21 protein-coding genes and 1 riboswitch are annotated in these 24,687 nt (G+C 72.7%); of the genes, 13 read left to right on the forward strand and 8 right to left on the reverse strand.

The genetic code is table 11. The features are described 5' to 3' along the window. Positions 1–2: 2 nt before the first annotated feature. Together ABZS61_RS01205 and ABZS61_RS01210 are read right to left on the reverse strand one after the other, a co-directional pair. A complete protein-coding gene (locus ABZS61_RS01205) occupies positions 3–1,991 on the reverse strand; it encodes a GAF domain-containing protein (protein WP_356414244.1) in 1,989 nt (662 codons plus the stop codon). A 34-nt stretch (positions 1,992–2,025) separates the two neighbouring features. Beyond that, entirely contained in the window at positions 2,026–2,820 is a 795-nt protein-coding gene (locus tag ABZS61_RS01210) for a 3-hydroxybutyrate dehydrogenase (RefSeq protein WP_356414247.1), read from the reverse strand. A gap of 295 nt (positions 2,821–3,115) precedes the next feature. Between ABZS61_RS01210 and ABZS61_RS01215 the strand changes: the two genes are divergently transcribed. Next, a complete protein-coding gene (locus ABZS61_RS01215; protein ID WP_356414250.1) occupies positions 3,116–4,597 on the forward strand; it encodes a PHB depolymerase family esterase in 1,482 nt (493 codons plus the stop codon). Here ABZS61_RS01215 and ABZS61_RS01220 read toward each other — a convergent pair. Then, a complete protein-coding gene (locus ABZS61_RS01220; RefSeq protein ID WP_356414253.1) occupies positions 4,579–5,043 on the reverse strand; it encodes a hypothetical protein in 465 nt (154 codons plus the stop codon). The genes ABZS61_RS01215 and ABZS61_RS01220 overlap by 19 nt on opposite strands. A gap of 208 nt (positions 5,044–5,251) precedes the next feature. After that, positions 5,252–5,386, forward strand: a riboswitch (cobalamin riboswitch). 105 nt (positions 5,387–5,491) lie between these two features. On the opposite strand from ABZS61_RS01220, the gene ABZS61_RS01225 reads away from it, so the two are divergent. The 7 genes from ABZS61_RS01225 (at position 5,492) to ABZS61_RS01255 (ending at position 12,928) form a co-directional block, all read left to right on the forward strand. Then, positions 5,492–6,739, forward strand: a complete 1,248-nt coding sequence (locus ABZS61_RS01225) for a prenyltransferase/squalene oxidase repeat-containing protein (protein WP_356414256.1) — start codon at positions 5,492–5,494, stop codon at positions 6,737–6,739. Further along, positions 6,736–7,410 carry an SCO2322 family protein gene (locus ABZS61_RS01230; RefSeq protein ID WP_356414259.1) on the forward strand — a complete coding sequence of 225 codons (675 nt, stop codon included), beginning with the start codon at positions 6,736–6,738 and terminating at the stop codon, positions 7,408–7,410. The genes ABZS61_RS01225 and ABZS61_RS01230 overlap by 4 nt, the downstream gene beginning before the upstream one ends. Further along, positions 7,407–8,555: an energy-coupling factor transporter transmembrane protein EcfT gene (locus ABZS61_RS01235; protein ID WP_356414262.1), complete on the forward strand. Its 1,149-nt coding sequence runs from the start codon at positions 7,407–7,409 to the stop codon at positions 8,553–8,555. The genes ABZS61_RS01230 and ABZS61_RS01235 overlap by 4 nt, the downstream gene beginning before the upstream one ends. Beyond that, a complete protein-coding gene (locus ABZS61_RS01240) occupies positions 8,552–10,294 on the forward strand; it encodes an ATP-binding cassette domain-containing protein (protein ID WP_356414265.1) in 1,743 nt (580 codons plus the stop codon). Before ABZS61_RS01235 ends, ABZS61_RS01240 begins: the two co-directional genes overlap by 4 nt. Then, the gene (locus tag ABZS61_RS01245; protein WP_356414268.1) at positions 10,291–11,115 is read left to right on the forward strand and encodes an ECF transporter S component; all 825 of its coding nucleotides are present in this window, start codon (positions 10,291–10,293) and stop codon (positions 11,113–11,115) included. Before ABZS61_RS01240 ends, ABZS61_RS01245 begins: the two co-directional genes overlap by 4 nt. Positions 11,116–11,389: 274 nt before the next feature. Continuing rightward, positions 11,390–11,830, forward strand: a complete 441-nt coding sequence (locus tag ABZS61_RS01250; protein WP_356414271.1) for a lytic transglycosylase domain-containing protein — start codon at positions 11,390–11,392, stop codon at positions 11,828–11,830. 129 nt (positions 11,831–11,959) lie between these two features. Further along, a complete protein-coding gene (locus ABZS61_RS01255) occupies positions 11,960–12,928 on the forward strand; it encodes an AEC family transporter (RefSeq protein ID WP_356414274.1) in 969 nt (322 codons plus the stop codon). Between the two features lie 137 nt (positions 12,929–13,065). Here ABZS61_RS01255 and ABZS61_RS01260 read toward each other — a convergent pair whose 3' ends face one another. After that, a complete protein-coding gene (locus ABZS61_RS01260; protein WP_356414277.1) occupies positions 13,066–13,605 on the reverse strand; it encodes a hypothetical protein in 540 nt (179 codons plus the stop codon). A 217-nt stretch (positions 13,606–13,822) separates the two neighbouring features. Here ABZS61_RS01260 and ABZS61_RS01265 point away from each other — a divergent pair, with 217 nt between their 5' ends. Continuing rightward, complete coding sequence (locus ABZS61_RS01265; protein WP_356414280.1) at positions 13,823–14,773, forward strand: AsnC family transcriptional regulator; 951 nt, start codon at positions 13,823–13,825, stop codon at positions 14,771–14,773. Positions 14,774–14,785: 12 nt separating this feature from the next. On the opposite strand, the gene ABZS61_RS01270 is transcribed toward ABZS61_RS01265, so the two are convergent. Continuing rightward, complete coding sequence (locus tag ABZS61_RS01270) at positions 14,786–16,834, reverse strand: bifunctional glycosyltransferase 87/phosphatase PAP2 family protein (protein ID WP_356414283.1); 2,049 nt, start codon at positions 16,832–16,834, stop codon at positions 14,786–14,788. 196 nt (positions 16,835–17,030) lie between these two features. After that, positions 17,031–18,137, reverse strand: a complete 1,107-nt coding sequence (locus tag ABZS61_RS01275) for a serpin family protein (protein WP_356415121.1) — start codon at positions 18,135–18,137, stop codon at positions 17,031–17,033. Positions 18,138–18,198: 61 nt separating this feature from the next. Here ABZS61_RS01275 and ABZS61_RS01280 point away from each other — a divergent pair, with 61 nt between their 5' ends. After that, the gene (locus ABZS61_RS01280; RefSeq protein WP_356414286.1) at positions 18,199–18,675 is read left to right on the forward strand and encodes a GNAT family N-acetyltransferase; all 477 of its coding nucleotides are present in this window, start codon (positions 18,199–18,201) and stop codon (positions 18,673–18,675) included. Between the two features lie 53 nt (positions 18,676–18,728). Here the strand turns inward: ABZS61_RS01280 and ABZS61_RS01285 are convergent, their stop codons facing one another. Next, entirely contained in the window at positions 18,729–20,771 is a 2,043-nt protein-coding gene (locus ABZS61_RS01285; RefSeq protein WP_356414289.1) for an MFS transporter, read from the reverse strand. 138 nt (positions 20,772–20,909) lie between these two features. On the opposite strand from ABZS61_RS01285, the gene ABZS61_RS01290 reads away from it, so the two are divergent. Together ABZS61_RS01290 and ABZS61_RS01295 are read left to right on the forward strand one after the other, a co-directional pair. Next, positions 20,910–21,941 carry a peptidoglycan-binding domain-containing protein gene (locus tag ABZS61_RS01290; RefSeq protein ID WP_356414292.1) on the forward strand — a complete coding sequence of 344 codons (1,032 nt, stop codon included), beginning with the start codon at positions 20,910–20,912 and terminating at the stop codon, positions 21,939–21,941. Between the two features lie 222 nt (positions 21,942–22,163). After that, a complete protein-coding gene (locus ABZS61_RS01295) occupies positions 22,164–22,826 on the forward strand; it encodes an HAD-IA family hydrolase (RefSeq protein WP_356414295.1) in 663 nt (220 codons plus the stop codon). A gap of 105 nt (positions 22,827–22,931) precedes the next feature. Here the strand turns inward: ABZS61_RS01295 and ABZS61_RS01300 are convergent, their stop codons facing one another. After that, on the reverse strand, positions 22,932–23,666 hold the full coding sequence (locus tag ABZS61_RS01300; protein ID WP_356414298.1) for an ABC transporter permease: 735 nt from the start codon (positions 23,664–23,666) through the stop codon (positions 22,932–22,934). Between the two features lie 278 nt (positions 23,667–23,944). On the opposite strand from ABZS61_RS01300, the gene ABZS61_RS01305 reads away from it, so the two are divergent. After that, a complete protein-coding gene (locus ABZS61_RS01305; RefSeq protein ID WP_356414301.1) occupies positions 23,945–24,589 on the forward strand; it encodes an HNH endonuclease family protein in 645 nt (214 codons plus the stop codon). Positions 24,590–24,687: the final 98 nt, after the last annotated feature.

Consider the following 24,687-nt stretch of genomic DNA (forward strand, 5'->3'; position numbering starts at 1 on the left):
GATCACTCGTCCCGGCCGCCCGACAGCAGCTGCAGCCGCAGCGCGAGCTGGAGCTCCAGCGCCCGGTCCGGCTCGTTCCAGTCGCGGCCCAGCAGCACCTGGATCCGGTCCAGCCGCTGCACCACCGTGTTCACGTGGACGTGCAGCTCGTCCTTGGCCCGGATCAGGCTGCCCCCGGCGGCGAAGTACGCCCGCAGCGTCCGGACGAGGTGCGTGCCGCGCCGCTCGTCGTACCGCAGCAGCGGGCCCAGCACCGCCGTCACGAAGCCGTCCACGTCCTTGGCGTTTCCCAGCACCACGCCGAGGAAGCCGAGTTCGTCGACACAGGCGCCCTCGCCCGTACGTCCGAGCACCCGCATCGCCCGCAGACAGCGCGCGGCCTCGGCATGGGCGGCGGCGAGTTCGCGCGGGCCCCGGGCGGGCCCGGTGCCGGCGACGGTGACGGGTGCCTGGACCAGGTACCCGAGCTGCGTGGCCGCCGCCCGCGCGGCCTCGCCGGCGGCCGCGGCGGACATCGGTGACCGGCCTCCGCAGGCGATCAACAGCACCACGGTGCCCGCGTGTTCGGCGCTCACTCCATGGATGTCGCCACCGAACAGGTACCGCATCGCGGCGCCGCCGAGCTTCTCCCGGGCCGCCGCCTCCGCCACGAGCAGCAGATGCGGCCGGTCCAGATCGATACCGAGCCGTCTGCCCCGCTCGGCCAGTCCCGCCGGGTCGCGCTCCGGGTCGCTGAGCAGATCGCTGATCAGCTCGCCCCGTATGCGGTTCTCGGTCTCGGCGACCGTGCGGCGCAGCAGCAGGAGCAGACCGGTGACGACAGCGGCACGTTCGAAGAGCCGCCGGTCGGAGTCGTCGAGGTGGTCCGGCCGGTGCAGCACCAGGCTGGCCAGAAGCTCCTGCCCGGCGAGTACGGCGCAGATCCACCGGCCGTCGCGGTGCACCGCGCGCCCCCCGCTCCGGGACTCCTCGGCGGTCCCGGCGAGCCAGCCCGCGTCCATGCTGTCGACGGCGAACACCCCGCCGTTCGGCGATACGGCCGCCAGCGGCCGCCCGACCGGATCGTGAATGGTCAGGGCACTGTCCAGCAGCCCCGCCACGGACGCGGCGACATCCTTGACGTCGCCCCCGCGCAGCACCAGGTCGGTGAGCCGGTCGTGGGCCTCCTCGGCCCGTTGCATGGCGGCCGAGTGCGCCCTCACGGCGGCGTTGGCCCCGGCGAGCTCTTCGTTCGCCCCGGCGAGTTCGGCGAGGGCCGCCCTGGTGTCGTCCAGTGCCCGGGCGGTGTCGATCGCGATCGCGGCGTGCGCGGCCAGCGAGCACAGCAGGGCCACCTCCTCGGGGCTGAAGACGCGGGGAGCCCGGTCCGCGGCGAAGAGGACGCCGATGACCTTTCCCGTACCGCCGCGGCTGGAGCCGAGCAGCAGGGGCACGCCCAGGATCGCGACGAGCCCTTCGTCCAGCACACCGGCGTTGATGTTGCGGGTGTGGCGGAAGCGGTCGTCGGTGCGGTAGTCGGGGGTGGCGTACGGGCTCGCCGTCTGCGCCACGAGTCCGCCGAGGCCCTCGCCCAGTTCGAGGCGCAGCCGCTGGAAGAGGACGGACACCGATCCGTCGGTGACCCGCATGTAGGTGTCGCCCGCCTCCTCGTCGGGGAGCGTGAGGTAGGCGGTGTCGGTGCCCAGCAGCATCCTGGCCCGCCGCACGATGGCCTTCAGCACGTCGTCCAGGTCCCGGGAAGCCGCCAGGTCGCCCGCGGTGTCGAAGAGAGCGGTGAGCTGGAGTTCCCGGCGCCGGTGCTGGCGCAGGACTCCCCTGATCCGCAGGGCGGTCGCGGCCGCCCGCTCCACCTCGGCCAGTTCGGCGGCGGACACCCCGGCGGCCCGGGCCTCCGAGGTGATGGCGCCGATCTCCTCGGCGGGGGCGTCGTCGGCCAGCAGGTCGAGGAGGCGCGCCAGGAGAGGGGCGGCGGAGGGGGACGGTTCAGACATGGCGGCCATCGTTCTTCGGGGAGCGGGCGGAAGGTCAGTTGGCGGTCCAGCCGCCGTCCATCGCGAGGGAGGTTCCGGTGATGTGGCCCGTGCCGGGACCGCACAGCCACAGGACGGCGCCGGCCACGTCGCCGGGTTCGATCAGCCGCTTGATGGCGCTGCGCTCCAGCATCACCCGGCCCACCACGTCCTGTTCCGAGATGCCGTGGCTGCGGGCCTGGTCGGCGATCTGGTTCTCGACGAGTGGGGTGCGGACGTAGCCGGGGCTGACGCAGTTGCTCGTCACCCCGTGCTCCGCCGCTTCGAGTGCGACCACCTTGCTGAGTCCCTCCAGTGCGTGCTTGGCCGAGACGTAGGCCGATTTGTAGGGGCTGGCGCGCAGCCCGTGTACGGACGAGATGTTGACGACGCGCCCCCAGCCGCGTTCGTACATGCCGGGGAGCGTACGGCGCAAGATGCGGAACGGTGCTTCCACCATCACCCGGTGGATCAGTGTGAAGCGGTCCGGCGGGAAGTCGTGCACGGGCGCCACGTGCTGCAGCCCCGCGTTGTTGACCACGATGTCAGCGCCGTCGGGCAGTGCGTCCACCGCCTCGGCCACGGAGAGGTCCGCCACCCAGGCCGTCCCGCCGATCCGATCGGCCAGTTCCTTCACGGCGTCGGCGGCCTTGTCCACCACGTGCACATGGGCGCCCGCGGCGGCGAGGGCCTGCGCGCAGGCCAGTCCGATGCCGCTCGCCGCACCGGTGACCATCGCGGTGCGCCCGGCCAGGGGCCGGTCCGCGGGGGGCGTGGGGGGTTCGTGATCAGGGGTCCGGGAAGTCTGCATGAGCGTCACCGTAAGGACGTCACCGCCCGCATCACACGGGGTCGGTGCACACACCCTCGGGCGACGGCATGGTGGCGGCGTACATGGTGCGGGCGGAGCGGCGGGCGCGCGGATCCGGGGCGGCAGCCGGGTGCCGGAAGGGCGGGAGCCGGACGCCGGAGGGCCGGGAGCCGGACGCAAGAGGAGTGCCGCACACAGCGCGGCGCGGCGGATGTCCCCCTGCCACATGGGCGGCGCCCGGCCCGGCTCATAGGTTCCGGCAGCAGTCCGCACGTCCGACCAGGGAGGCCCCACCGTGCGCCCACCGATCCTGCGACGCCTGTTCCGCCGCGTCGCCTCCACCGCAGTCCTCGGTCTTCTCGCCGCGACCCTCGGTACGGCGGTGACCGCCCCGCCGGCCGCGGCCGCCGCCGGTCTGACGCAGGTCACCGGCTTCGGCACGAACCCCGGCAACCTGCAGATGTTCTCGTACACCCCGGACAACCTGGCGGCCGGAGCGCCGCTGGTCGTCGCCCTGCACGGCTGCACCCAGACGGCCAACGCCTACTACACCAACTCGGGCTGGCCGAAGTTCGCCGACGCCTGGGGCTTCGACGTCGTGTTCCCGCAGACGACGTCGGCGAACAACGCGCTGTCCTGCTTCGGCTGGTTCGACCAGGCGGAGAGCACCCGGGGCCGGGGCGAGGCCGCGTCCATCGTGCAGATGGTCGAGTACGCGAAGCAGACGTACGGCTCCGACGGCCGCCGGGTGTACGTCACCGGGCTCTCCGCGGGCGGCGGCATGACGGCGGATCTGCTCGCCGCGTACCCGGATGTGTTCGCGGGCGGGTCCGTGGCCTCCGGACTGCCCGCGCAGTGCGCCACCAGCCAGGCCGCCGCGTCCGGCTGCCAGACCGGGCCGCAGAAGCTGACGCCCGCCCAGTGGGGCGACAAGGTCCGCAACTCCTACCCCGGCCACACCGGTCCGTGGCCCCGGGTCGCGATCTGGCAGGGCACCTCCGACTACACGGTCTACCCGGCCAACGCCACCGCGCTGCGCGACCAGTGGACCGATGTCTGGGGCATCGGCCAGACCCCGTCCAGCACCCGGAGCCTGCCCGGCAACACCACGCAGACCACCTACGACGACGCCTCCGGGCAGCCGGCCGTGGAGATGTTCTCCGTGTCCGGCATGGGGCACGGTCTGCCGGTGGGCCCGGGCTCGGGCGCCGATCAGTGCGGGTCGACGGCCGCGTACTTCCTGAACACCCTCTGCTCCACGTACTACACGGGTGTGTTCTGGGGTCTGGACAAGGGCGCCCCGGGCGGTGGGGACGGGCTGCCGGCCCCCGCCGGGCTGAAGGTCACCGGGGTCACCGACAGCACCGCGTCGCTGTCGTGGAACGCGGTCGCGGGAGCTGCCTCGTACAAGGTGTTCCGTGACGGCACCGCTGTGGGCTCGCCCGCATCGGCGTCCTTCACCGACACCGGGCTGTCCGCCGGGGTCTCCTACCGCTACACCGTGGCGGCGGCCGACTCCTCGGGCACCGCCGGAGCCGTCACGTCCGCGGTGACCGCGACCACCTCCGGAGGTTCGGCCCCCGCCCGGTGCTTCACCGCGACGAACTACGCGCACGTGACGGCGGGGCGGGCGTACACCTCGGGCGGTTACGTGTACGCGAACGGCTCCGCGCAGAACATGGGGCTGTACAACGTGTTCGTCACCCACACGCTCAGGGAGTCACCGGCCGGCCACTTCGTGATCGCGGACTCCGGTTGTCAGGCCGGGTCCTCGTAGTCGCCGCGGATCGCTTCGGGAAGCTCGCAGCCGTCCTCGACGGCTGTGAGCGACACGATCTGCTCCGTGCCGAAGCCCTCCATCGCGTAGTGCCGGGCGAACACCTTCCACCCGCGTTTGGCGAGGGTACGGAAGGTGACGTCCTGCTCGGCGTGGCTGGAGACGATCTCCCAGTCCTGGGTGCGCAGCGCCTTGACCGTGGCCTCGAAGGCCCGGGCCGCGTCCGCCGCGGGCGCGTCCCCCGTCCAGGGCGCCACGCAGTCCTGCCAGGCCCCCTCGGGCATGCCGGCCGTGGAGGTGTCGCCGGGCGGAAATCCCGCCGCGTCGGCGAGGGCCGCTATCTCGTCGCCCACCGTCTGCTTGGTGAACGGTGCGGTGGGCGACGGCGACGCCGTCGGCGCGCTGTCGCTCCCGCCGACGAGACCGCAGCCTGCGGCCATGGTCATGAATGCGCTCACCGCGGCCGTCACGGCCACCGTTCTTCTCGTTCGCACAGGTGCTTCCCGCCCCGGTCGTTCTCACCCACGGGCGGGTGCCCGTGCGATCCCCGCCGGAGTTTCGCATGCACTCTGACCTGCTGGGAAGGCCTTTCCTCCGGCGTCCTGCGGCAGGTCCACCGCGTGCGGAGCCGTCCGCACACAGGGGCGCCGAGGCGCCCCGGTAGAGTGAGCGGGTCGTCATCATGCCCGTACGGGGGGAAGCCGGTGCGAATCCGGCGCTGACCCGCAGCCGTCATCCGCCCTCCGGGGCGGTGAGCCGGAATGCCCCGTCCGCGAGCGTGACCGGCTCGCGCCACCGGAACCCCGGTGGCCGGCACCGTCGAGGTATACGGGGCCGGAGCCCGGTGCATCCGTGTGCCTGTGCCCGGTCCTCGCAGGAGAGGCCCAGCCCGCCATGACCGTACGCCGCCGCGCGGCAGCGCTCGCGATCACCGCTGTGCTCTGTTCCGCAGCCGCCCCCGCAGCGGTCGCCGCACCGAGTCCTTCCCCGTCGGCGGACCTGCCGGCCGGGCTGTACGGGACGAAGGACCCCACGTACGACGGTGTGTGGCGACAGTCGCTGGCCTTCCTCGCCCAGAGGATCGAACTGGTCACGCCCGCCACGGAGTCGGTGGACTGGCTGGTGGGCCAGCAGTGCGACGACGGCGCCTTCGCGTCGTACCGCGACTCCTCGAAGCCCTGCGACGCGAAGACGGTGGCGGACACCAACGCGACCGCGGCCGCGGTCCAGGCCATGGTCGAACTGGCCGTGCACCGCGAGGTCGTGGACAAGGGCGTCGGCTTCCTCAAGTCCGTGCAGAACAAGGACGGCGGCTGGGGGTACAACCCGGGCAGCCCGAGCGACGCCAACTCCACCGCCGTCGTGATCGGAGCGCTGGCCCGCGCGGGTGTGCCGCTGGCCGACATCACGACCGACGGCGGGAAGACGCCGTACACGGCGCTGCAGACGTTCGCCCTGCCGTGCGGCACCGAGGGCGGCGGCGCGTTCGCGTACCAGCCGGACAAGGACGGCAAGCTCACCGCCAACGCGGACGCCACGGCGGCGGCGGTGCTCGGCTCGATGGGCAAGGGCCTGGCCGCCGGCACCTCCAACGCGGTGAAGGCCCCCGTCTGCCACAAGGGCACCGGCCTCACGGCCGAACAGTCCGCGCAGAACGGGGCCTCCTACCTCTCGGGCGCACTCGCGAAGTCGGGTCATCTGGACCTCCCCCCGATGCCGGGCGCCGAGGACTCCGCACCGCAGCCGGACTTCGGCAACACCGCCGACGCGGTCGTCGCCCTGGCGGCGTCCGGCCACAAGGACAAGGCGGCCGGAGCGGTCACCTACCTGCAGAAGAACTCTCAGGCATGGGCCAAGGAGGGCGGCCCCGCCGCCACGGCCCAGCTGGTGCTCGCCGCACACGCGACGGGCGCGGACGCCCGAGACTTCGGCGGCGTCGACCTCGTCAAGCAGCTCAACGCGTCCGGCCCCAAGCCCGCCGCCACCGCCGTGCCCTCGCCGACCGCGTCGGCGCAGCAGCCGAAGGACACGAGCAGCGACGACGGCGGCCTGGGTGTCTGGTGGCTCGTCGGTATCGGTCTCGCCTTCGGTGCGGGCATCGGCTTCCTGCTCAGCGGCCGCCGGAAGAACCAGGGCCTGTGAGGCGCACGCCGGTCACCGCGGGGCTTCTCCTCCTCGTCGGCGCTCTGCTGACCGTGCTGGGCGCGGGCAGCGCGCAGGCGGCCGGTTACCGCTACTGGTCGTTCTGGGAGGGCGACGGCGGGAAGAACTGGTCGTACGCCACGCAGGGCCCGTCCCTGGCCCGGCCGGACGACGGCGCGGTGCAGGGCTTCCGGTTCTCGGTGAGCGAGGACTCCCAGGATTCGGCGCAGCCGCGCCGCGCCCCGGACTTCGCGGCGATCTGTGCGGGCACCCCCGCGAAGGACGGCAGCAAGCGGATCGCGCTGGTCATCGACCCGGGTACGGCGGCGGACGCCCCGGACGGCGAGAAGCCGCCGGCGCTGCGTACCGCGTGCGCCCGGGTGGAGCCGGACGCGAGCACCGCCGAGGCACTCGCCTCGGTGGCGAAGCCGCTGCGGTACGACAGTTCCGCGATGCTCTGTGCGATCTCCGACTATCCCGCGTCGGGCTGCGGCGAGCAGATCGGTGAGGACTCCGGCGCCTCGGACGCCGGCAGTCCGGCCACGGCGTCCGCCACGGACGGGGCCTCCGACTCCTCCGGCGGCGGTCCGTCGGCCGGTGTGCTGGCCGGGGTCGGCGCGGTCCTCCTGCTGGGTGTCGCCGCGGTGCTGCAGGCCCGACGCCGGCGATGACGCGTTCCACCGGCACGGCCCGGCTCCACCGTGCGCTGCTCGCGCCCCAGGCCACCCGCAGCAACGCGCTGCCGGCCGGTGCCTGGTGGCTGTGGGCGCTCGGCCTCGCCACGGCCGCGTCCCGTACGACCAATCCGCTGCTGCTCGGGCTGCTGGTGGGAGTGGCGGGCTACGTGGTGGCGGCCCGCCGGACGGATGCCCCGTGGGCCCGCTCCTACGGTGCGTTCATCAAGCTGGGGCTGTTCGTCGTCGGTGTGCGGCTGGTCTTCTCCGTGTTCCTCGGATCGCCGATCCCCGGGACGCACACGGTCTTCACGCTGCCCGAGGTTCCGCTGCCCGACTGGGCGCAGGGGGTCAGGATCGGCGGCCGGGTCACCGGGGAGCAGTTGGTCTTCGCGTCGTACGACGGGGCGAAGCTCGCGACCCTGCTGATCTGTGTGGGGGCGGCGAACTCGCTGGCCAACCCCGCCCGGCTCCTGAAGTCGCTGCCGGGCGCCCTGTACGAGGTGGGAGTCGCCGTCGTCGTCGCGATGACCTTCGCGCCGAACATGGTCGCCGATGTGGTGCGGCTGCGCACGGCCCGGAGGCTGCGGGGGCGGGCGACGGGCGGGGTCGGCGCGGTGCTCCAGATCGGGCTGCCGGTGCTGGAGGGTGCGCTGGAGCGTTCGGTGGCCGTGGCGGCGTCGATGGACGCGCGGGGGTACGGGCGCACGGCCCAGGTCCCGCCCGCCGTCCGCCACACCACGAACGCGCTCACGCTCGGCGGACTGCTGGGCGTGTGCGCGGGAACGTACGGCCTGCTGGCCGTGCAGGGCGCGGTGTACGGGCTGCCGCTGCTGCTCGCCGGGCTGGTCGCGGCGATGGCCGGGCTCAGGCTCGGCGGGCGCCGCTCGGTCCGTACCCGCTACCGGCCCGACCGGTGGGGTGTACGGGCCTGGCTGGTCGCGGGCTCGGGTGCGGTGGTCGCGGCGGCGATGATCTGGGCGGCGAGCGTCGATCCGGCGGCGCTGCGCCCCGGTGTCGTACCGCTGATCGCTCCCGTGCTGCCGCTGTGGCCCGCTGCCGCGGTGCTGGCCGGGCTGTTGCCCGCCGTGGTGGCGCCCGTCCCGCCGCCGAACTCCCGCACGTCCAAGGAGCAGCCGTGATCCGGTTCGAACAGGTTTCGGTGCAGTACGAGGGCACGGACCGTCCCACGCTCTCGGGCGTCGACCTCACCGTCCCCGAGGGTGAACTGGCGCTGCTCGTCGGCCCGTCCGGAGTCGGCAAGTCGACTCTGCTGGGTGCCGTCTCGGGTCTCGTGCCGCACTTCACCGGCGGTGTGCTGAGGGGCCGGGTCACGGTCGACGGCCGTGACACCCGTACCCACAAACCACGTGAACTCGCCGATCTCGTCGGCACGGTGGGCCAGGACCCGCTCGCCCACTTCGTCACGGACACGGTCGAGGACGAGCTGGCGTACGGCATGGAGTCGCTGGGCCTCGCCCCCGATGTGATGCGGCGGCGGGTCGAGGAGACGCTGGACCTGCTGGGTCTGGCAGAACTGCGCGACCGGCCGATCGCCACGCTCTCCGGGGGCCAGCAGCAGCGCGTCGCGATCGGCTCGGTCCTCACACCGCACCCCAAGGTTCTGGTCCTCGACGAGCCGACGTCCGCGCTGGACCCGGCCGCCGCCGAGGAGGTGCTGGCGGTGCTCCAGCGTCTGGTGCACGACCTGGGGACGACGGTGCTGATGGCCGAGCACCGGCTGGAGCGGGTCGTGCAGTACGCGGACCGGATCGTCCTGCTGCCTTCGCCCGGCGCGGCCCCGGTCATCGGCGCACCCGCGGACATCATGGCCGTCTCGCCCGTACGCCCGCCGGTGGTGGCCCTCGGCCGGCTGGTGGGCTGGGAGCCGTTGCCGCTGTCGGTACGCGACGCACGGCGCCGGGGTGCGGAGCTCCGGGAGCGGCTGGCGCAGGTGCAGCCGCCCCCCGGGCCTGCCTCCCCGCCCTCGTCCCCGCCCCCGGTCGTCGCCCCCCTCCCCGCTCCCGCCGCCGCACCCCCGGGGTTCATCGGCCGACTGCTCGCCCGTGGCCCGCGCACCGCGCCCGGACCCGGTGCGGACGATCCCGTCACCCGGGTCGAGAAGCTGGGTGTACGGCGCGGGCGCGTCGAGGCGCTGCGCCGGGTGACGCTGTCCGTCGCACCGGGCGAGACCGTGGCGCTGATGGGCCGCAACGGTGCGGGCAAGTCGACCCTGTTGTCCACGCTCGTCGGAATGATCGAGCCGACCACGGGTTCCGTGCGCGTCGGCGGCCTGGTCCCCTCCCGTACGGCCCCGCGCGACATGGTGCGCCGGGTCGGGCTCGTACCGCAGGAGCCACGCGATCTGCTGTACGCCGACACCGTCGCCGGCGAGTGCGCGGCGGCCGACTCCGACGCGGGCGCTCCCGCGGGCAGCTGCCGTGCCCTGGTCTCCGAGCTGCTGCCCGGGGTGCCGGACGGCAGCCACCCGCGCGACCTGTCCGAGGGGCAGCGGCTCGCCCTGGCCCTGGCACTGGTGCTCACCGCCCGGCCTCCGCTCCTCCTCCTGGACGAGCCGACGCGCGGCCTCGACTACGCGGCGAAGGCCCGCCTGGTCGGGGTGCTTCGCACGCTGGCCGCCGACGGCCACGCCATCGTCCTGGCCACCCACGATGTGGAGCTGGCGGCGGAACTGGCCCAGCGGGTGGTCATCCTCGCCGACGGCGAAGTCGTCGCCGACGGCCCGACCCGGCAGGTCGTGGTCTCCTCCCCCGCGTTCGCCCCGCAGACCGCGAAGATCCTGGCCCCGCAGGAGTGGCTGACCGTGGCGCAGGTACGTACGGCACTGGAAGCGTCCGCCCCGGGGGAGCCCCCCGCGTGAACGGCTCCCGTCCGGCGCGCCCGGTCCGTATCGGCCCGCGTGCCGCCGCCGCACTCGTCCTGGTCAGCGCGATCGGGGTGATCGCCTTCGGCTGGCCGCTGCTGGCCGGCGAGGGCTCCGGTGTGACCGCCCACGCACAGGACGCGCCGTGGCTGTTCGCCGCGCTGCTCGTCCTGCTCGTCGGCGTGGTCGTCGCGACGGTCGCGGACGGCGGCCTGGACGCCAAAGCGGTCGCGATGCTGGGCGTCCTCGCGGCGGTGGGCGCCGCGCTGCGCCCCCTGGGTGCGGGGACGGCGGGCCTCGAACCCATGTTCTTCCTGATGGTGCTGAGCGGCCGGGTCCTGGGCCCCGGCTTCGGTTTCATGCTCGGTTCGGTGACGTTGTTCGCCTCCGCCCTGCTCACAGGAGGGGTGGGTCCGTGGATGCCGTTCCAGATGCTGTCGATGGGCTGGTTCGCGATGGGCGCGGGCCTGCTGCCCGGCCCGGATCGGCTGCGGGGCAGGGGCGAGGTGCTGATGCTCGCGGCGTACGGATGTGTGGCGGCGTTCGCGTACGGCACGGTGATGAACCTGCAGGGCTGGACGCTCGTGACGGGGCTCGGTTCCGGGATCTCCTTCGTCGAGGGCGGCCCGCTGCACGACAACCTGGTCCGCTTCCTCGCCTACTGCGTGGCCACCTCGCTCGGCTGGGACCTGGGCCGCGCCGTCCTCACCGTGGTCCTCACCCTCACGATCGGGCCCACCCTGCTGAAGGCGCTGCGGCGGGCCACCCGGCGTGCGGCCTTCGAGGCCCAGGTCACATTCGAGGTCCGGAAGGAGTGAGGGCGCCCACAGGACCTCGGTCCTGTACGACCCGGCCCCGTAGGGCGTGGTCCCCCGCCCGGGCCCCGTCTCCGGCGCAATGTCCGGGGCCTTCGTCCCCCGGGTACTACGCAGGGTCGTACCGGCCGTCGTTGCGCGGCCCGGACCCCGTCGCCCACGATGGATGACGTCGCCGAGCACCGCAGCGTCCGCCCCGACGGACCGCGGTCGACGAGTACCGGTCCCGCACGTCAGGGCCGGCCGCGACCTCCCCGTCCCCGACGTTAGGTTCCACGTGTCGTTCGCCCGTCGCATCCTCGCTCAGCCCCGTACCACCCGTCGCAAGGCCGCCGTCACCGGCGCCTCCGTGCTGCTGGGTGCCACCGGACTGGCCCTCGGCGTGACCCCGGCGATGGCCGCTGCCCCCGCCGCCGCTCCGACGGCCGCGGCGAGCGCGCAGGACACGGCGAAGAAGATGATCGACGACAACGCCCAGTACGAGTGCTTCAACAAGATCGTGGACCACGAGAGCGACTGGGACGTGCACGCCTCCAACGCCTCCTCGGGCGCGTACGGCCTGGTCCAGGCCCTGCCGGGATCGAAGATGGCGTCGGCGGGCTCCGACTGGCAGACCAACGCCAAGACGCAGATCAAGTGGGGCGTCGACTACATGGAGGACCGTTACGGCAGCCCGTGCGGCGCCTGGGACTTCTGGCAGTCCAACGGCTGGTACTGATCCCGCCGCACCACTGACATCAGCATGCCGAAGGGCCCCGACCGGTGAATCGGTCGGGGCCCTTCGGCATGCGCACCCGTTCCGTCCGGCCCGGCCCCCCGTACGGCCTGACCACGGCACGCAGGGATCATGAGCCGCATGCATGACCTGCTCTCCGCCTTCGCCCCCATCTGGACGCTGACCGCCATCGGTTACGCAGCCGGGCGGGGGCGGCTTCTCGGGGAACAGGCCGAGGCCGTACTCGGCCGCTTCGTCTTCCATGTGGCCATGCCCGCGGCCTTGTTCATGATGGTCTCGGACGCACGCCTGGGTTCCTTCGTGAACGCGACGGTGATCGCTTTCGCCGCGGGCACGGTACTCGTCTCCGGTCTCGGCCTGCTGGTGGCCCGGCGCTTCTTCGGCCGCAAGACGGCCGACGGCGCGATCAGCGGGATGGCCTCGGGCTACGTGAACTCGGCCAACCTCGGCATTCCGGTGGCCGTCCAGGTGCTGGGCGACGCGTCGTTCGTCGCCCAGGTCATCCTGTTCCAGGTGCTGGTGGTGTCGCCGGTGATCCTGACGCTGCTGGACTCCGGCACGGACCGGGGTAGCGCCCACTGGCGTGCGGGACTGCGCCGCATGCTGACCATGCCGGTCCGCAACCCCGTCATCATGGCCTCGCTGCTCGGCGTCTGCGTGTCGGCCACAGGGCTTCGGCTGCCTGAGGTGTTCACCCACTCCTGCGATCTGCTGGGGTCCGCAGCGGTTCCTACGGCCCTGATCACGCTGGGCCTGTCGCTGCACACCCGACCGGAACCGGCGGCATGTACGGCCCCGGTAAGCCGGGCGGAACTGGGGACGGTCGTGGCTCTCAAGACGCTCGTGCAGCCCGTGATCGCCTTTGCCGTCGGCGGCCCCCTGCTCCTGGACCTCCCCGGGCCCCAGCTCCTCGCGGTCGTGCTGTGCTCCGCCCTGCCGACCGCCCAGAACGCCTTCATCTACGCCGGGCAGTACGGGCTGGACACCACGCTCGCCCGCAATTCGGTGGTGGTGTCCACGATCGTGTCGATGGCCACGCTGTCCCTGGCGGCCTGGGCGCTGGGACCGTCGCACGGCTGAGCCGTTCGAGTGGCGGCTCTGCGGTTTCGGGCGGATGCTGGACAGACGCGGCGATCCCGGCCGAAGGGGTACCAGGAGGCGGAAGTCTCCCGGTACCCCTTCGGCCACTTCCGCAGGCCCCCAAGAGTCCGCACCCGTCATCGGCGGACCGCGGCGGTGGCGTCGGTGCGGCGCCGGATCACGCCCGGCCACGGTCGGCGGGTGGTGTCACGGGTATCGGTGGCCGCCCACAGGGCGACGGCGATGAAGACCAGTTGCTCGGGAATCCTGAACCACAGGGGCGTTGCCGGGTCACCGTTGAACGGGATGCTCTCGACGGCGGCGTAGACATTGGCCGGGAACATCAGCACGAAGAGCACTGTCAGGCCGATCCCGGCCGCCCTGCGCGTCGCGGTCCGGACGAGGCCGACAGCGCCGGCGAGTTCCAGCACCCCGGTCAGGTAGACCATCACGCGGGGGAACGGGACGAAGGGCGGCACCATGGCTGCCATGTCGTCGTGACCGGGCATCATGCCCATTCCCCTGGGGGCGAAGTGCGCGGTCGCGGTGGCCACGAGCATGACAGCGAGGCCGTGTGCCGCACTGGTTCGCCAGCCCGCGAACCGGCCGACACCCAGCAGGCCGAGGAGGCGACATCCCAGGGTCGGGCCGGCAAGGAGCATGAGGGTTCCGAACACAGGTGACCTCCGACAGAGACGGAATGAGCTGGGCGAACAGGACTGCACAGGAGGGGTTCAGTCGCGTCGCGGCGTGAACTCCAGGCGTGGCGGCCGTCGTTACCGTGCGCACCGGTCGAACAGCGCTGCCATGAGCTCGATGCTGCACCGGCTGCGAGCTCCGGATCCCCAACTCCCCCTGCCACGCCGCCATCCGACACCGCCCTACACTGGCCCGGTGGATTCGGTCACGCTGGACGCACTCGATCTGCGACTCCTGCACGCCCTCCAACTCGACGGGCGCGCAGCCTTCAGCCGGATCGCCGCCGTTCTCGATGTCTCCGACCGCACCGTGGCCCGCCGCTTCGGCCGGCTCCGAACCACCGGGATCGCCCGCGTCGCCGGAGTGACCGACAGCCACCGCACCGGCCGTGCCGACTGGTTGGTGCGCCTGCGCGTCCCGCCTTCGGCCGTCGTCCCGCTCGCCCGCACGCTGGCCCGTCGCCCCGACACCGCCTGGGTGACCCTCGCTTCCAGCGGCACCGAGATCATCTGCGTCTTCCACGTCGCCGAGGAGGGCCCGGCACCCCTGGGCGCTCTGGGCCGCCTTCCGCAGGGCACGCGGATCGACGCGCAGCGACTGTTGGGCCCGGCGATGGACCACCGCTGGACAGGCCGGACATCGGCGCTCACCGAGGAGCAGATCGCCGCGCTGAGGCCGGCTTCGACCGCCGGTACCGCTCCGGTCCCCCTCACCGACCTCGACCGCCGGCTGCTCCCCGCCCTCGCCGCGGACGGCCGTGCCGCCTACCCGGATCTCGCCCGGCAGGTCGGCTGGTCGGAATCCGCCGTCCGCCGCCGTCTGGACGAGCTCCGGCGGTCGGGTGTCCTCCGGTTCGACGTCGAGATCGACTCGCGCCTCTTCGGCTTCTCCGTGCAGTGCCTGCTCTGGCTGACCGTCACGCCCGCCCGGACCGGCAGCGTCGCCCGGGCCCTGGCCGCCGATCCCGAAGCGGCTTTCGTCGGCAGCACGACCGGCCCCCACAACGTGTTCGCCATCGCCGTCTGCCGGGACGCCGGTGCCCTTCACACCTATCTCACCGACCGCATCGGTTCACTCGACGGCGTCGACCGCATGGAAACCGTGCTGGTCACCTCCTACACCAAACGTGCCGCCCAAGCCCGATAGGACCTGAGCACGTCAGCGTTCGCTGCCCACCGGTTCACCCATCGGGCTCCCGGCATCCTCCGCACGCCCGGCTCCGGCCGCGGGACCCTCTGCCGCGGCCGGCTCGCGCCGGAGCGTGCGGGGCCCGGACAGCACGTACGTCAGGCCGAAGCCCATGCCCACGACGGCCGCGCCGCCGACCGCGTCCAGGACCCAGTGATTGCCCGTGGCGACGATGGCGGAGACCGTGAAGAGCGGGTGCAGCAGGCCGAGCGCCTTCATCCACGCCTTCGGCGCGAGCATCACGATCACCACACCGCACCACAGCGACCAGCCGAAGTGCAGCGACGGCATCGCCGCGTACTGGTTGGTCATCGAGGTCAGCGTCCCGTAGTCCGGCTTGGCGAAGTCCTGGACGCCGTGGACGGTGTCGATGAAGCCGAGGCCCGGCATCAGCCGCGGCGGGGCCAGCGGGTAGAGCCAGAAGCCGATCAGGGCGAGGACCGTGGCGAAGCCGATGGAACTGCGGGCCCAGCGGTAGTCCGTGGGCCTCCGTACGTACAGCACGCCGAGGATCGCGAGCGGCACGATGAAGTGGAACGTCGAGTAGTAGTAGTCGAAGAAGTCCCGCAGCCAGGTGATTTCCACGACCGCGTGGTTGGCCCAGTGCTCGATGTCGATGTGGAGCCACTGCTCGAGGGAGTGGATCTGCCGGCCGTGCTCCTCGGCCGTGGGGCGGCCCGCGGTGGCCGCCAGCCGCACCTTCGCGTACGCGGAGTAGACGACCCGGATCAGCAGGAGTTCCAGCAGCAGGTTGGGCCGGCTGAGCACCCTCCGCCAGAACGGCAGCAGCGGCACGTGTCGGAAGCGCGAGGCGACGGGCTGGGCGTAGTCCGTGGGGATCGGCCGCTGCCAGTGCGGCGAGGTGCGCGACAGGAACGGCGCCACGCAGGCCGCGCCGAGCGCCGCGATGAGCAGCACGTTGTCGCGTACGGGAAGGAGCGCGCCGATGTTCGGCAGCAGCATCTTCCCGGGCAGCGTGAGGACGAGCACCACGACGGCCGGCCAGACCAGCCGGTCCGACGCCCGGGTGCCGACCCGTCCGACGACGGCGAGGAGGACCCAGAGCAGCTGGTGCTGCCAGGCGGTCGGCGAGACGGCGACGGCCACACAGCCGGTGACGGCGACGGCGAGGAGCAGCTGTCCGTCCCGGGCGTAGCGCACCGCGCGCCGCAGCCCGATGAAGGTGACGGCTGCGGCCAGGGCGAGGAAGAGCGCGATCTCCAGGGGGCCTTCGAACCCGAGGCGGAGCAGCGCGCCGTGCAGGGACTGGTTGGCCAGGCTGTCCGGGCTGTCGCCGAGCCCGGCGCCCGCGACGTGGTGGACCCAGTAGGTCCAGGAGTCGTGCGGCATCGCCGCCGCGGCCAGGGCGGTGCAGGCGGCGAACGCGGCACCGCCGGTCACCGCGGCCTGTCTCCGGCCGGTGAGCCAGAGCAGCCCGGCGAAGAGCAGGACGACCGGCTGGAGGGCCGCGGCGATGCCGATGAGGACACCGGGGAGGCGTTCGCCGCGCACGGCGAAGCAGGCGACGAGCACCAGCAGGACGGGCAGGATGCTGGTCTGTCCCAGGTACAGGGCGTTGCGGACGGGCAGCGACAGCATGAGCAGGGCGATCGCGACGGGCGCCGCGAGGAACGTGGTGCGGCGGCTCACGGGGGTGGGCAGGGCGCGGGCGGCGACCAGGCCGAGCGCCGCGACGAGCAGCAGGGACCCGAAGGTCCACACGACGCCGAGGGTCTGCTCGGCCGAGGCCGTCAAGGGCTTCAGCACCAGCCCCGCGAAGGGGGTACCGGTGAACCGGCCGGAGTCGTACACGGATCCGGCGACGTGCAGGACCCCGTTCTCACCGATCCAGGTCTCCAGGTCGGTGAGGCGTTCGCCGGGCGGCTGCCGCAGCACCACCGCCATCTGCCGTACGGCCAGCACGGCCACGAGCAGCCAGAGCACGGTCCTGGCCGCCCCGGTCCTCGCCCCCAGGTCCGCCGTCGTGTTCCCCCGCACACTGCGCTCCGCTTCTGCCACGCGCGCCGCCCCTCCCACCGTTCGTGCACCGTCCCCTCGACCCGGGTATGTGCGGATGAAGCCTCGCATTGCCCCATCACGAAGACACAATCACCCCCTCTTCACCTGACTGACACCCCGCTTTTGCCCGAAAGAATGCTCAGAACATGAAAGCCGTCCCTGTGCGGCGCCCGGAGTCGGGCGGTCCGGTTGCCCGTCAGCCCTCGTACGTGGGGGCGCCCGCCTGCCAGCCCGCGAACAGGGGCACGTCCGCGGAGCCGTCCAGGACGACGATCCCGAACGGGCGGTCGAACGCGAGGTGCCGCACCACCCGCGGCCGGGGCGCCGCCGCGCGCCGCATCGCCACGACGGTGACCGCGGCGGCCTCCACACCCTCCTCGGCGATCTTCAGCACGGCCTCCTGGACCACCTCCGAGATGTGGAGGGGCTGGGGCGACAGTCCCGAGAAGTCCGCTTCGGCCGCGCTGGTCGCGAGCCGTACACCGAGCGCGGGCAGCTGTTCGGTGACCTGGACGTGCGTACGCAGGGTGAATCGAGGAACTCCGATGGTCACCTGGTCGGCATCCAGCGGGGCACCCCCCTCCCGAGGGGCCCACGCGAGCGGCAGGACCTGCGCCGCCCCCGCGCCGGGCTCCCCGAGGGCGAGCCTGACCCGTGCCGGAGCCGCCCCGCCCGGCTCCGTACGGCAGCGGAGCTCCACGACGTTCGCGCCCGCCACCGTCCACGCGTCCCGAAGCGGCACCGTCGCGTGCATCGTCGCTGCCGGGCGGGTCCTGCCCGCCGCGTCGGTGAACGGGACCTCACGGGTGCGGTTCACGTCGAACGGGGTCTCCCAGAGCGCCTTCAGGGCCAACGCGTTGACCAGCGCGAGAGCGACACCGTCCAGCTGCAACGGCAGCCGTTCGATCAGGCCGCCGGTCCGCTCGCGCACCCAGGCGTCGATCTCGCCCGTGCCGACCGGCCCGAAGCCGATGTCCGGCAGCGCGTCCGTGTACTCCTGACGGACGGGCACCCTGCTCCACACCCGGGTCGCCACCCTCAGCGCCTCGGTACGCCCCCACTCCCGCGCCGCCTCCGTCACGACGGCGGCCGCCTCCACGTCCGCCACCCCGAGCAGCGCGCGGAGTTCACCGGCCGTCGCCCCGCGGGCTCCGGCCGCGACGGCGGCCATAGCCAGCCACAGTCCGGCCGGCGAGCAGACGAAGCCGTCCTGCGGACCCGCCCCCGCCAACTCCCGTATCCACTGCTCGCCGAGCCGCTGCACCACTGCCGCCCGGGTCGCCGGGTCCGAGTCCCGCACCATCGCTGCCCCCTGCACGTATTAATGGTTCGTCATCCGGTCACACCCGAGCCAGAATGAACCAATGACCTGGATCGTCGCCCCCGAACGCTTCGACACGCCCGATGCGGAGCTCCTGCGCAGGGACTACTACGACGAGGTGGCGAGCCGCTACTGGGGACGGCCGGCGACCACCGGTGAGATCGACGAGGGGCTGACCGGCGACGGCGTCGAACTCCTCGCGCGGCCCACCGGCGAGTTCCTCGTCGGCCGGTACGGCGGCAAGGCGGCGAGCTGCGCGGGGCTGCGCCTGGCCGACGCGGGGACCGCGGAGCTGACCCGGGTGTTCGTACGCCCCGGGTTCCGCTCCACCGGGGGCGGCGGGCTGCTGCTGGCGGCGATCGAGAGTGCGGCACGTTCCTTGGGAGTGCGGCAGATCCGGCTGGACACCCGCAACGACCTGGTCGAGGCGCGCGGGCTGTACGCGAAGCACGGCTACCGGGAGGTTCCGGCGTTCAACCAAGGGCCGTACGCGGAGCACTGGTTCGCCAAGGAGTTGTGAGCCCGCGTCACGCGTCACGCCCATGTGCTGGGACCGGTGAGGCCACCATGCCGTCAGGCCAAGTGGTCGCGGGGCGGTTCGGGCATGTGCGGCCGTTCCTTGCTCGACCCGCTCACCTCGGCGGTGAGCTCCGCCACGAGATGCACCAGGTCGGTGGGCCGCTCCGGACCCCACCAGTCCCCCAGCATCTCGGCCAGGGAGTCCTCACGGGCCTTCGACAGCTTGACGACGGCCTCGGCGCCCAGGTCGGTGAGCACCATCTGCAGGCCCTCGCGCCGGACCAGGCCGCGCCCCTCCACCTGGCGGGACGCCTCGGTGATCACCCGCAACGGCACGGGGGCCGCCTCCGCGAGCCTGGCGGGTTCGACGGTGCCGTGCCGCTTGATCCGCAGCAACAGCCAGCTGGACGCGGGCAGCAGGTCGTACCCGGCCCTGGCGGTGATCTTCTCGTAGATCTCCCGGCGTCCCTCCCGGGTGGCGAGCACCGAAAGGGCGCGGGCGCACTCGTCGTACGAGGAGCGGTGGACCGGGTTCGACGCCAGGGTCTCGCTGGTGTCGGGGGCCGTCACGGAACCGCGCAGGGGGTCCTCCCTGAGGAACCAGGCGACGACGAAGGCGACCACGACGACGGGGGCCGCGTAGAGGAAGACGTCGGTGATCGAGGTCGAGTACGCGCTGAGGACCGAGGGGCGCAGGTCGGCCGGGAGCCGGCTGATGGCCCGTGGGTCGGCGGCAAGGGCTTCGGCGTCGACCCCGGGCGGCAGGGAGCGCCCGGCGAGCGCGTCGCCGAGTTTGCCGGTGAGCCGCGTGGTGAAGATGGTGCCGAAGACGGCCACGCCGAACGAGGCGCCGATGGACCGGAAGAAGGTCGCTCCGGACGTGGCGACGCCGAGATCCTCGTAACTGACGGCGTTCTGCGCGACCAGCACCAGCACCTGCATCACCAGGCCGAGCCCGGAGCCGAAGACGAAGAAGCAGATGCTCATCTGCCAGGTGGAGCTGGTCTCCGACAGCTGGTGGAGCAGCATCAGACCGGCTGCGGTGAGAGCGGTTCCGACGAGCGGGAAGACCTTCCAGCGGCCCGTCCGGCTGACGATCTGTCCGGAGGCGGTCGAGGTGATGAGCATGCCGAAGACCATCGGCAGCATGTGCACACCGGACATCGTCGGTGTGATGCCGTGCACCACCTGGAGGAAGGTCGGCAGATACGTCATCGCACCGAACATCGCGAAACCGATGATGAAGCTGATGACGGCGACGAGGCTGAAGGTCCTGATCCGGAACAGCTTCAGGGGCAGCACCGGTTCGGCCGCCCGGCGCTCGACGGCGATGAACGCCACGAGGAGCACCACGGCAAGGACCGCGAGGGCGACGATCTTGACGGAGTCCCAGGCCCAGGTGGTGCCTCCGAGTGAGGCGACGAGGACCAGGCAGGTGGCGACGGAGGCGATGAGGAAGGTGCCCAGGTAGTCGATGGTGTGCTTGGTGCGGCGGACCGGAATGTGCAGCACCGCCGCGATGACGAGCAGCGCGACGACCCCGACGGGCAGGTTGATGTAGAAGACCCAGCGCCAGCTGAGGTGCTCGGTGAAGAAGCCGCCCAGCAGCGGCCCCAGGACACTGGTCACACCGAAGACCGCGCCGAACAGCCCCTGGTACTTGCCACGCTCGCGCGGCGCGACGATGTCTCCGACGATGGCCATGGACAGCACCATCAGCCCGCCGCCGCCGAGTCCCTGGAGCGCGCGGAAGCCGATCAGCTGCGGCATGTTCTGGGCCATGCCGCAGAGGGCCGAGCCGATGAGGAAGATGACGATGGCCGTCTGGAAGAGCTTCTTGCGGCCGTACTGGTCGCCGAGCTTGCCCCAGAGCGGGGTCGCCGCCGTCGCCGCCAGCATGTAGGCGGTGACCACCCAGGACAGATGGTCCAGGCCGCCCAGCTCGCTGACGATCGTCGGCAGTGCGGTGGAGACGATGGTCTGATCGAGTGCGGCGAGCAGCATGCCGAGGAGCAGTGCGCCGATGGCCACCAGGACACTTCGCCGGGACCTGCCCTCGCCCGGTGCAAGGGGCTGCGGGCTCAGCTGCTGGGCCATGAACGTCTCCTCGGGTCCGCTTCTCCCCCATCCTGGCCGCTGTGTCCCGTTATGGCCTGCCGAGCAGCGGTGCGGGCGTTGGGCTTCCCTGCGGCGGCCTGCATAATCGCAGCAGTTCAAAGGGGAGGGGAACCCACGATGACCGGACATACATGCCCGGAGTGCGGCGGCGAGCAGAGTGCGAGACCGGGACCCGGGGGTGCGGGCCCCGGGAGCACGGGGCACCGGTGTGCCTGTGGGGCCCGTGCGGACCGGTCGCCCGGCGAGGAGCACCGGGCCGCGTTCTCGGCCGAGATGGCCGCGGCCGAGGACTTCGACCCGCTCCGGATCCGGCCGTACGTGACGCTGACGAGCGACGCCGGGCAGGAGCACGCCGCGCCCGCGACGGCCACGACGATGCCGATCTTCATGGGCGGTGCGGCGGGTGCCGGTGCGACGGGTGCCGGCGCGGCAGGTGCCGGTGCGAGGGGAGGCACCGCGGGCCCGTTGCCCGACGCCGTCCCGGCGGACGAGACCCGTCGGCGTACCGCCGCCGCCTACGCCGGCAGCGGCCCCGAACCCGTTCAACCGCGCCGACGGCGGCCGTTCGCCGTCCTCGCCGCGGGAGCCGCTGTGGCCGCGGTGGTGGGGACGGCCGCCTTCGCGGGCGGCCTGTTCGACAGGGACGACAGCCGGGAGGAGGCGCTGCCCGAGGTCGCGACGAGCGTCCCGGACGCGAGCGGACCTGCGGGCTCCGTGTCGGAGTCGCCGTCCGCGTCCCCCTCCGCGACACCCTCACGGTCCGCCTCCGCGTCGGCGTCGTCGTCCCCCTCGGCGTCCGCGTCGAAGAGCCCGTCGGCGTCGCCTTCCGCCACTGCCTCGCGGACACCGTCGCCCTCGGCGACCCCGACGCGGTCCGTGGACGAGACGTCGGCGCCGCCCGCCCAGATCGCCGGGCCCACGCTGCGGCGCGGGGACGAGGGCGCGGAGGTCGCCGAGCTCCAGCGCCGGCTGCAGGAGATCTGGATCTACCGGGAGCCGGACGACGGGGAGTACTCGGAGCGCGTGGAACGGGCTGTCCGCGAATTCCAGACCTGGGTGTCGGTCCGGAACGATCCGCCGGGTGTGTACGGGCCCGAGACCCGTCGCGCACTGGAGGCGCAGACGACCGGCGAGGGGCGGCGGTCCTGACGCGCGGATGGACGGGGAGTGCGGCCCTGGCGTACGGGAGGGGGCGCCCGGGGCCGGGTGGACAGGGCGGCCCGGTCCGCGGGATTGGCGTTCCGGCGACGGTTTTTGTATCGTGGTGGAACAAAGTGGCCTCCGCCCGTTTCCCCTGACCGGCGGGCGGGGCCGCTTGTTCTCTTGACCTGCCCCGTGCCGGTCGCACCCCCCGCGCTCTGGAGCCCGCCGATGTCGGCCACCGTCCTCGAAGCCCGCGCCCTCCTGTTGGACATGGACGGCACCCTCGTGAATTCCGACGCGGTGGTGGAGCGCTGCTGGCGACGATGGGCACTGAAGCAGGGCCTCGACCCCGAGGCGGCCCTCAAGGTGGTCCACGGACGCCAGGGGTACGCCACGATGGCCGCCCTGCTGCCGGACCGCCCCATGGAGCAGAACTACGCGGAGAACCGGGTCATGCTCGCCGAGGAGACCGCCGACATCGACGGCGTGGTGCCCATCGGTGGCGCCGCCGCCTTCATGGCATCCCTCGCCGGCCTGCCGCACGCGCTCGTGACCTCGGCCGACGCGGCGCTCGCCCGGGCCCGCATGACGGCCGCTGACCTGCCGATGCCGGAGATCCGGGTCACAGCCGAACTGGTCGGCGCCAGCAAGCCGGACCCCGAGGGCTTCCTCAAGGGTGCGGCCGAGCTGGGCTTCGACCCGGCGGACTGCATCGTCTTCGAGGACTCCGAGGCGGGCATCGCCGCCGGCCGGGCGGCCGGCATGCGGGTCGTGGGCATCGGCCCGCGCGCGGCAGCGCTCTCCCCGGACGCCCACGTCGAGGACCTGACGCAGCTCCGGGTGGAAGCGGTCGGCGACGGTTCGATCCGTCTGCACATCGACGCCCGCTAGCCGCACCCCCTCGCACCCCTCGCATTGCTCGCGCGCTTCACGTCGGCGCGCCACACCCCGCACGCCCCGTCCGCCTCACGCCCTGTCCCTCGCACGCCGCACGTCTCATCCGCGGCGCAGGCGCCCCCGCGCCACCAGTTCCAGGACCAGCGCGACGGCAACCGTCTGCACCGCCATCAGTGCCACCAGGACGAACAGCTGCACGGCGCCCGCCTCCACGGGTGAGGCGCCGCCCAGCAGCATGCCCACGAAGGCGCCGGGGAGCGTGACGAGCCCCACGGTCCGGGTCTGGTCCAGCCCCGGCAGGAGCGCGTCCGACGCCGCCGGACGGGCGATCTCCAGCCGGGCGTCCCGGTCGGGAAGGCCGAGCGCCATGCCGGCCTCGACCTCACCCCACCGGGTCCCGAGTTCGTCCAGCGCGCGCCGCCCGCCGAGCACGGTCGCGGTGAGCGCGCCCCCGATGAGAATGCCCGTGACCGGGATCAGCGCGATGCCCCGCACCGGGACGAGCCCGGTGAGCAGCAGCGCACCGACCACGGGGACGACTCCGGCACCGATGGGCAGCGCCGCCCACCACCAGGTGCGGTTGGTGGTGATCCGCCGCCCGGCCGTCCACACCGCCACCGCGAACATCAGCGCCAGGAAGCCGAGGAGCGGCCCCGCCGAGCGCACCACCCAGCCGATGAGCAGGGAGACGACGGTGAGTTGCACCGCGGCCCTCAGCCCGGCGACGACGATCTCCCTCGCGCGCCCGAGCGAGGCCCCTGCGGCAACGATCGCGGCGAACACCAGGAGCACGGCGAGAGCGATACCGAGCGTGGGAGTGACCGGAAGCAACACCCGGCCAGCCTAGGTGTTTTGGGTACCCCGCCTGCTCACACCGCCACGAACCACCCGGAACGGGATCGCGCGTGCCCGGCCGGGTCGTCCCGCCGCCGGATCCCTTTCTCGAACAGACTTCGGGCCGGACGTCAGACCGAGCCGCCCTACCCCTTGATGTGACGTGCGCATGTCGCCACTCTGTTACCTGGCGACCATCCCCTGGAAATCCGGCGCCGCCACGATGACCATGCCCACAGGTCGCCCGCCCAAGTTCCCCCCACATCAAGGGAGTTCTTATGTCCGGTATCTACGCGCGTCGCATAGCCGTCGTCGCCGCCTCCGCCGCACTCGCCGCCACCACCGGGCTCCTCTCCGCCCCGGCCGCCCAGGCCGCCATGCCCACGCCGGTCAGCGCGTCGACCGCCCGCACGTACCTCGGCCAGCTCACCGTCTCCGCAGAGGGCTCCTCCACCGGCTACAGCCGCGACAAGTTCCCGCACTGGATCACCCAGTCGGGCGCCTGCAACACCCGCGAGGTCGTCCTGAAGCGCGACGGCACGAACGTCGTCCAGGACTCCGCCTGCGCCGCGACCAGCGGCAGTTGGTACTCGCAGTACGACGGCGCCACCTGGACCGCCGCCGCCGACCTGGACATCGACCACATGGTCCCGCTGGCCGAGGCATGGCGCTCCGGCGCGAGCGGCTGGACCACGGCCCAGCGCCAGGCCTTCGCCAACGACCTGACCCGCCCTCAGCTCATCGCGGTCACGGACAACGTCAACCAGTCCAAGAGCGACCAGGACCCGGGCGAGTGGCTGCCGTCCCGCACCGCGTACCGCTGCACCTACGCACGCGCCTGGGTGCACGTGAAGCACTACTACGGCATGAGCGTCGACTCGACCGAGAAGAGCGCGCTGCAGTCCGTGCTGAACGGCTGCTGACACCGAGCGGCCGCGGAGCCGCTCCCCGGCAGGCTGCCGCTGGGCAGGGACCCGCGGAGCGGAACCAACACGCCCTCCTCCGTCGTTCCGTACCCTAC

Origin of the sequence: Streptomyces sp. NPDC005566 (genome assembly GCF_040605575.1) — a bacterium.
Taxonomy (GTDB): Bacteria; Actinomycetota; Actinomycetes; order Streptomycetales; family Streptomycetaceae; genus Streptomyces.